Annotated in this window: 6 protein-coding genes (1 of these 6 only partly in view); 5 read left to right on the forward strand and 1 reads right to left on the reverse strand. The window is 61.9% G+C overall.

All coding sequences use genetic code 11. The annotated features are described in order from the left end of the window. Nucleotides 1–165, forward strand: the 3' end of a protein-coding gene (locus EOC06_RS05765; RefSeq protein ID WP_128307296.1) for a S8 family serine peptidase. The gene continues 1263 nt to the left of window position 1, outside the view; 165 of the gene's 1428 nt are visible here — the last part of the coding sequence; the start codon falls outside the window, past its left edge; it ends in the stop codon at nt 163–165. Nucleotides 166–197: 32 nt separating this feature from the next. On the opposite strand, the gene EOC06_RS05770 is transcribed toward EOC06_RS05765, so the two are convergent. Then, complete coding sequence (locus EOC06_RS05770; protein ID WP_128307297.1) at nt 198–1220, reverse strand: LacI family DNA-binding transcriptional regulator; 1023 nt, start codon at nt 1218–1220, stop codon at nt 198–200. Between the two features lie 363 nt (nt 1221–1583). Between EOC06_RS05770 and EOC06_RS05775 the strand changes: the two genes are divergently transcribed. The 4 genes from EOC06_RS05775 to EOC06_RS41760 form a co-directional block, all read left to right on the forward strand. Then, nucleotides 1584–2939 (forward strand): ABC transporter substrate-binding protein, encoded by a 1356-nt coding sequence (locus EOC06_RS05775; RefSeq protein WP_128307298.1) that lies wholly within the window; start codon nt 1584–1586, stop codon nt 2937–2939. Nucleotides 2940–3167: 228 nt separating this feature from the next. Further along, the gene (locus tag EOC06_RS05780) at nt 3168–4181 is read left to right on the forward strand and encodes a carbohydrate ABC transporter permease (RefSeq protein WP_128307299.1); all 1014 of its coding nucleotides are present in this window, start codon (nt 3168–3170) and stop codon (nt 4179–4181) included. A gap of 1 nt (nt 4182) precedes the next feature. Continuing rightward, complete coding sequence (locus tag EOC06_RS05785) at nt 4183–5337, forward strand: carbohydrate ABC transporter permease (protein ID WP_128307300.1); 1155 nt, start codon at nt 4183–4185, stop codon at nt 5335–5337. Nucleotides 5338–5341: 4 nt separating this feature from the next. Further along, on the forward strand, nt 5342–6367 hold a 1026-nt coding region (locus tag EOC06_RS41760), incomplete at its 3' end, for an alpha-amylase family glycosyl hydrolase (RefSeq protein WP_245469349.1).

The following is a 6367-nucleotide window of genomic DNA, read 5'->3' on the forward strand; positions in this document are numbered from 1 at the left end:
AGCGGCGCCATCGCCAATCTCATCCATGCCGCGCCCGATCGCTCGGCCGACGACATCGAGAAGGCGCTCGCGGCGACGGCCAGGGATCTCGGCCCCAAGGGACGCGACGATGATTTCGGCTATGGGCTGCTGGACATCAAGGCGGCGGCGGTGGTGAAGGAATGAGGTCGGCGCTTGCAGCGCTTCGGGAGACAGTTCTAAACACGCGCCCCCGCCACCGATCCCCTGACCACCAGATCGACGGGCCAGACCTCGCCGCGAGCCCCCTCCTCCAGTCCTGAAATCCGTGCCGCCAGCCGCTCGGCGACACGGGCGCCGGCGAGACGGATCGATGAACGCGTCGTCGACAATGGCACCGAAAAATTCTCCGGCCTCAGCCAGGGGAAGACGTCATCATGAGCGATCAGCGACACGTCGCCGGGAATGCTCAAGCCGAGGTCGCGCACGGCGCGCACGACGCCGAGTGCCATGATCAGGCTGGAGCAGGCGATCGCCGTCGGCGCGTCACCTTCTTCCAGCAAACGCCTGGTGGCGCGATAGCCGTTCTCTTCGGTCATATCGACCGAGCAGACATGGCGTTCGCTCAATGACAGTCCGCTCGCGGCGAGTGCCCGGCGCACGCCGCGTTCGCGATGGATGGCGAAGGTCTCGCGATCGTCGCCGTTGATCAGCGCCAGCCGCCGGTGGCCGAGCTGGATCAGCAGCCGGGCCGCCTCGTGGAAGGCGCCCTCATTGTCGATGTCGGTGAAGGCATAGTCGAAATCGAAGCCCTCACTGCGGCCATGGACGATGAAGGGAATGCCGAGCGTGTTGACCAGCGCCACGCGCCGGTCCGCGGGCCTTGGAGAGGAGATATAAACAGCGTCGACCTGCCGGTTGGCGACGATGCGCCGGTAGGTCGTCTCCTGGTCGTCGGCGTCGGCCGGCGACAGCACAAGGTCAAGCTCGTGCGAGCGGGCATAGTCACCAAGACCGGACAGGAACTCGACGAAATGCGGATCGATGTCGACCGACGCACCGGTCGGCAGGACATAGCCGATCATACCGGTCTTGCCGGTCGCCAGCCGGCGCGCGCTCGGATTGGGACGATAGCCATGGCGCTTGGCTGCATCCATGACACGCCTGCGCGTCTCCTCGTTGACCTCGGGATAGCCGTTCAGAGCACGGCTTACCGTGGTTTGCGAAAGTGCCAGCATATGGGCGAGCTGCTTGAGGTTCACGAAAGGTCTCCATTCCCTCAAAGCGCTTTTAAATTGAATCGACCCAAGTGCCACCGGGGCCGAGCCATACCAAGCCGAACCATAGACGCGGTCCGGGCGTGTTTGAAACAAAAATTGCTGCTGCATCGCCATAATAGTATGTTGCAGCGCACTTTTAGGGGTGCAAATGCGCGAACCTAAATCGATTAACTCGCCAGCCTCTTGACTTCCCAGCGATTCAATGGCGTGATCGAAAAAGCCAAAGCGCTTTGGAAGACTCTTCGAAAGGTTGCGGTTCCTTTCCGACTGAGTCACAGTCCTGCGGCGTCGGCGGGCGGAATGGAGGTTCCGTCCGGTGTGTGACACCCACTGGGAGGAATACCGATGAAGAAAATGCTTTTGCTGGGTGCTGCGTTTGCCACGTTCGCCCTGAACGCGCCCGCGCAGGCCGAACTGAAGTTCAAGCCCGGCGAAGACAAGCGCTTCAACTGGGCGAACTACGAAGAGCTCAAGAAAGTCGACCTCAAGGGTGAGATGCTGTCGATCTTCGGACCGTGGCGCGGTGAGGACGAAGGCCTGGTGCGCGGCGTTCTCGACTATTTCGCGGAAGCCACCGGCGTCGAGATCAAATACTCCTCCTCGGAAAATTACGAACAGCAGATCGTCATCGACACGCAGGCCGGCAGCCCGCCGAACATCGCCGTGCTGCCGCAGCCGGGCCTCATCCAGGACCTGGCGTCGAAGGGCCTTTTGACGCCGCTCGGTGACGACACCGCCAAATGGGTCAAGGACAATTACGGTGCCGGCCAGTCATGGGTCGATCTCGGCACCTTCAAGGACAAGGACGGCAAGCCGGGCTTCTTCGCCTTCCCTTACAAGGCCGACGTGAAGTCGCTGGTCTGGTACTCGCCGGATAATTTCGAGGAAGCCGGCTACAAGGTGCCGAAGACCCAGGAAGAACTCGCCGATCTCGAAAAGAAGATCATCGCCGATGGCGGCAAGCCGTGGTGCATCGGCCTCGGCTCCGGCGGCGCCACCGGCTGGCCGGCGACCGACTGGGTCGAAGACCTGATGCTGCGTACCCAGCCTCCGGAGGTCTACGACAAATGGGTCAAGAACGAGATCCCGTTCAACGACCCCGCAGTGGTCAACGCCATCGACATTTTCGGCAAGATCGCGACCGACGACAAGATGGTCGATGGCGGCGCCAAGGCGGTTGCGGCGACCGATTTCCGCGACAGCCCGAAGGGACTCTTTTCGGTACCGCCGAAATGCTACCTGCACCACCAGGCATCGTTCATCCCGACCTTCTTCCCGGAAGGCACCAAGGTCGGCCAGGACGCGGACTTCTTCTACTTCCCGCCCTATGCCTCCAAGCCTGAACTGGGCACGCCCGTGCTCGGCGCCGGTACGCTGGCGATGATCACCAAGGACTCCAAGGCCGCGCGCGCGTTCATCGAATTCCTGAAGATGCCGCTCGCCCACGAGATCTGGATGGCCGAGGGCGGTTTCGTGACGCCGCTCAAGTCGGTCAACAAGGATGCCTATGCCAGCGACGCGCTGAAGAAGCAGGGCGAAATCCTCGCCAATGCCTCGACTTTCCGCTTCGACGGTTCCGATCTGATGCCGGGCAAGATCGGCGCCGGCGCCTTCTGGACCGGCATGATCGACCTGGTCGGCGGCAAGTCGGCACAGGACGTCGCCACCGACATCCAGAAGAGCTGGGACGCCATCAAGTAGACGGCTGGCACGTAGACGACCAACCATTCTCACACTGGATCCGGACCGTACTGGCCCGGATCCGACGGCGGCCCGTGCCGCAGCCTTTCGTCATGAGCGCATTGACATGAAGCGCGATCGGCAATGTGCGCAAGCCGCCGATGACGCGCTCCAAACAACTGAATCGGCGCCTGGTCCCCGTCACCAAGGTCATTCCTTGTCGGGTCATGCGCAGGGGGAGAGGGACCCATGGCGGCTCAGATTTTCTCGGCCATAACAGTCATCATCGTCGGCGTCGGCGGTTGCGTCGCCTATTTCTGGGGCGCCAACAAACTGGTCGACCTGATATTCCCGTCACGCGGCGTCGCCGGTGCCGCGGCCATCGACAATCTGCGCCGGCAAGGGCTGGTCAGGCCATGGCTGTTCGTCGGTCCGGCGATGATCATCCTCACCATCTACCTGATCTATCCGGTGGTCGAGACGCTGCGGCTGTCGTTCCTCGATCGCGGCGGCATCAATTTCGTCGGCTTGGCGAACTATGAATGGGCGTTCGGCGACCGCGAGTTCCGCAACTCGATCCTCAACAACATCATCTGGCTGGCGGTGGTGCCGGCCGCCTGCACCTTCCTCGGGCTGATCATCGCCGTGCTTACGGACAAGATCTGGTGGGGCACGATCGCCAAGAGCCTGATCTTCCTGCCGTTGGCGATCTCCTTCGTCGGCGCCAGCGTGATCTGGAAATTCATCTACGAGTATCGGGGCGACGGCCAGACGCAGATCGGCATCCTCAACGCCATCATCCAGCATTTCGGCGGCCAGCCGCAGGTCTGGATATCGCTGCCGTTCTGGAACAATTTCTTCCTGATGATCATCCTGATCTGGATCCAGACCGGCTTTGCCATGGTCATCCTGTCTTCCGCCCTGCGCGGCATTCCCGAAGAAACGCTGGAAGCCGCCGTCATCGACGGCGCCAATCCGTTCCAGATCTTCTGGAAGATCATGGTGCCGCAGATTTGGGGCACCATCGCCGTGGTCTGGACCACGATCACCATCCTGGTGCTCAAAGTGTTCGACATCGTGCTGACCATGACCAACGGCCAGTGGAACAGCCAGGTGCTGGCCAATCTGATGTTCGACTGGATGTTCCGCGGCGGCGGCGATTTCGGCCGCGGCGCCACCATCGCCATCATCATCATGATTGCCGTCATTCCGATCATGGTCTGGAACATCCGCCAGGCGAACAAAGAGACGGGAGGACATTGAGATGGCCGTCGCGACCGGAAATTCCTTCGCCAGCCGTTTTGGCGTCCACATCGCCGTGCTCATCTTCGTCGCGATCTGGACCATACCGACGCTCGGCATCCTGGTCTCGTCGCTGCGCGACAAGAACCAGATCATCGCCTCGGGCTGGTGGAACTCGTTCGCCAGTTCCACCCAGACGGAAGCAGGCCGGCTCCCGCCCGCCTCGGCGCAAGTCGAGAAGGACGGCAAGTTCGTCCTCGAGGGCAATATCTTCGGCGACGGCGCCAAGCGCGACATCAGCGCCTTCGGGGTCAAATCGGCGACACCGACGCAATATCCCGCCGGCACCACAGCCGATCTCGGCGACGGCGTGACCTTGCAGCTCAATGCCGACGGCAGCTTCATCATGCATTCCCCGAAAGCATTCGAAGGCGATCGCGGCCAGCGCGTCTATTATGCTTCGTCGGCGCCGCCGAAATTCACCACCGACAATTACAGAACCGTGCTGTTCTCCGAAGGCATCGGACGGTCATTCATGAATTCCCTGACCGTCACCATTCCGGCTACCGTCATCCCGATCCTGATCGCCGCCTTTGCCGCCTATGCGCTGGCCTGGATGCGGTTTCCCGGCCGGGCGCTGCTGATCGCCGTCATCATCGGCCTGCTGGTGGTGCCATTGCAGATGTCGCTGATCCCGCTGTTGAAGCTCTACAACGGCGTCGGCGCTTTCTTCGGCATGCCGTCGAAGACCTATCTCGGCATCTGGCTGGCGCATACCGGCTTCGGCCTGCCCTTCGCCATCTACCTGCTGCGCAGCTACATTGCCGGCCTGCCGCGCGAAATCATGGAATCGGCGCGCATCGATGGCGCCAGCGATTTCGAGATCTTCGTCAAGATCGTCTTGCCGCTGTCGTTCCCGGTGCTGGCTTCGTTTGCCATCTTCCAGTTCCTGTGGGTATGGAACGATCTGCTGGTGGCGATGGTTTTCCTCGGTACAGAGGCAGACCAGATCGTGCTGACCGCCAAGCTCAACGCGCTGTTGGGCTCGCGCGGCGGCGACTGGGAGATTCTGACGACATCGGCTTTCGTGACCATCATCGTACCGCTGATCGTGTTCTTCTCGCTGCAGCGCTATTTTGTCCGCGGGCTGCTTGCCGGCTCGGTGAAAGGAGGCTGAGACGATGCAATCCGCTTTGAAGGCCAGCTCGAAGCCTGACCTCGCCATCGATCGCGACTGGTGGCGGGGCGCGGTGATCTACCAGATCTATCCGCGCAGCTATCAGGACTCGAATGGCGACGGCATCGGCGATCTCAAGGGCATCATAGGCCGCCTCTCCTACATCGCCGCACTCGGCGCGGATGCCATCTGGATCTCGCCGTTCTTCAAGTCGCCGATGAAGGATTTCGGCTATGACGTGACGGATTACTGCGATGTCGATCCGATGTTCGGCACGCTGGCCGATTTCGACGCGCTGACCGCCGAGGCACACAGGCTGGGCTTGAAGGTGATGATCGACGAGGTGCTGTCGCACACTGCCGACAGTCATCCCTGGTTCAAGGAAAGCCGGTCGAGCCGCAGCAACCCGAAAGCCGACTGGTACGTCTGGGCAGACGCCAGGCCGGACGGCACACCGCCCAACAACTGGCTGTCGATCTTCGGCGGCTCGGCGTGGCAATGGGACACCAGCCGCCAGCAATATTACATGCACAATTTCCTGGCCGAACAGCCCGACCTCAACTTTCACAACCACGAAGTCCAGGACGCATTGCTCGACGTCACCCGCTTCTGGCTGGAGCGCGGCGTCGACGGTTTCCGGCTCGATACCATCAATTTCTACTTCCACAGCCAGGGCCTGGAAAACAATCCGCCGCTGCCGCCGGAAGAGCGCAACGACCAGACCGCGCCGGCGGTCAACCCCTACAACTACCAGGACCATCTCTACGACAAGAGCCGGCCCGAGAACCTCGGCTTCCTCGAACGGTTCCGTGCCCTGCTCGATGAGTATCCGGCAACCGCAGCGGTCGGCGAGGTCGGCGATTCGCAGCGCGGGCTTGAAGTGGTTGCCGCCTACACCGCAGGCGGCAAGCGCGTGCACATGTGCTACTCCTTCGATTTCCTGGCGCCGGAAAAGATCAGCGCGGGCAAGGTCCGCTCGGTGCTGGAATCCTTCGGCAAAGTCGCCAGCGACGGCTGGTCGTGCTGGGCC

Origin of the sequence: Mesorhizobium sp. M7A.F.Ca.MR.362.00.0.0, from assembly GCF_004023175.1 — a bacterium.
Lineage (GTDB): Bacteria > Pseudomonadota > Alphaproteobacteria > Rhizobiales > Rhizobiaceae > Mesorhizobium.

What these genes read in the sequence shown, in the direction of transcription:
- EOC06_RS05775 (WP_128307298.1), top strand. Translation starts at nt 1,584, where the DNA reads ATGAAGAAAATGCTTTTGCTGGGTGCTGCGTTTGCCACGTTCGCCCTG.
- EOC06_RS05780 (WP_128307299.1), top strand. Translation starts at nt 3,168, where the DNA reads ATGGCGGCTCAGATTTTCTCGGCCATAACAGTCATCATCGTCGGCGTC.
- EOC06_RS05785 (WP_128307300.1), top strand. Translation starts at nt 4,183, where the DNA reads ATGGCCGTCGCGACCGGAAATTCCTTCGCCAGCCGTTTTGGCGTCCAC.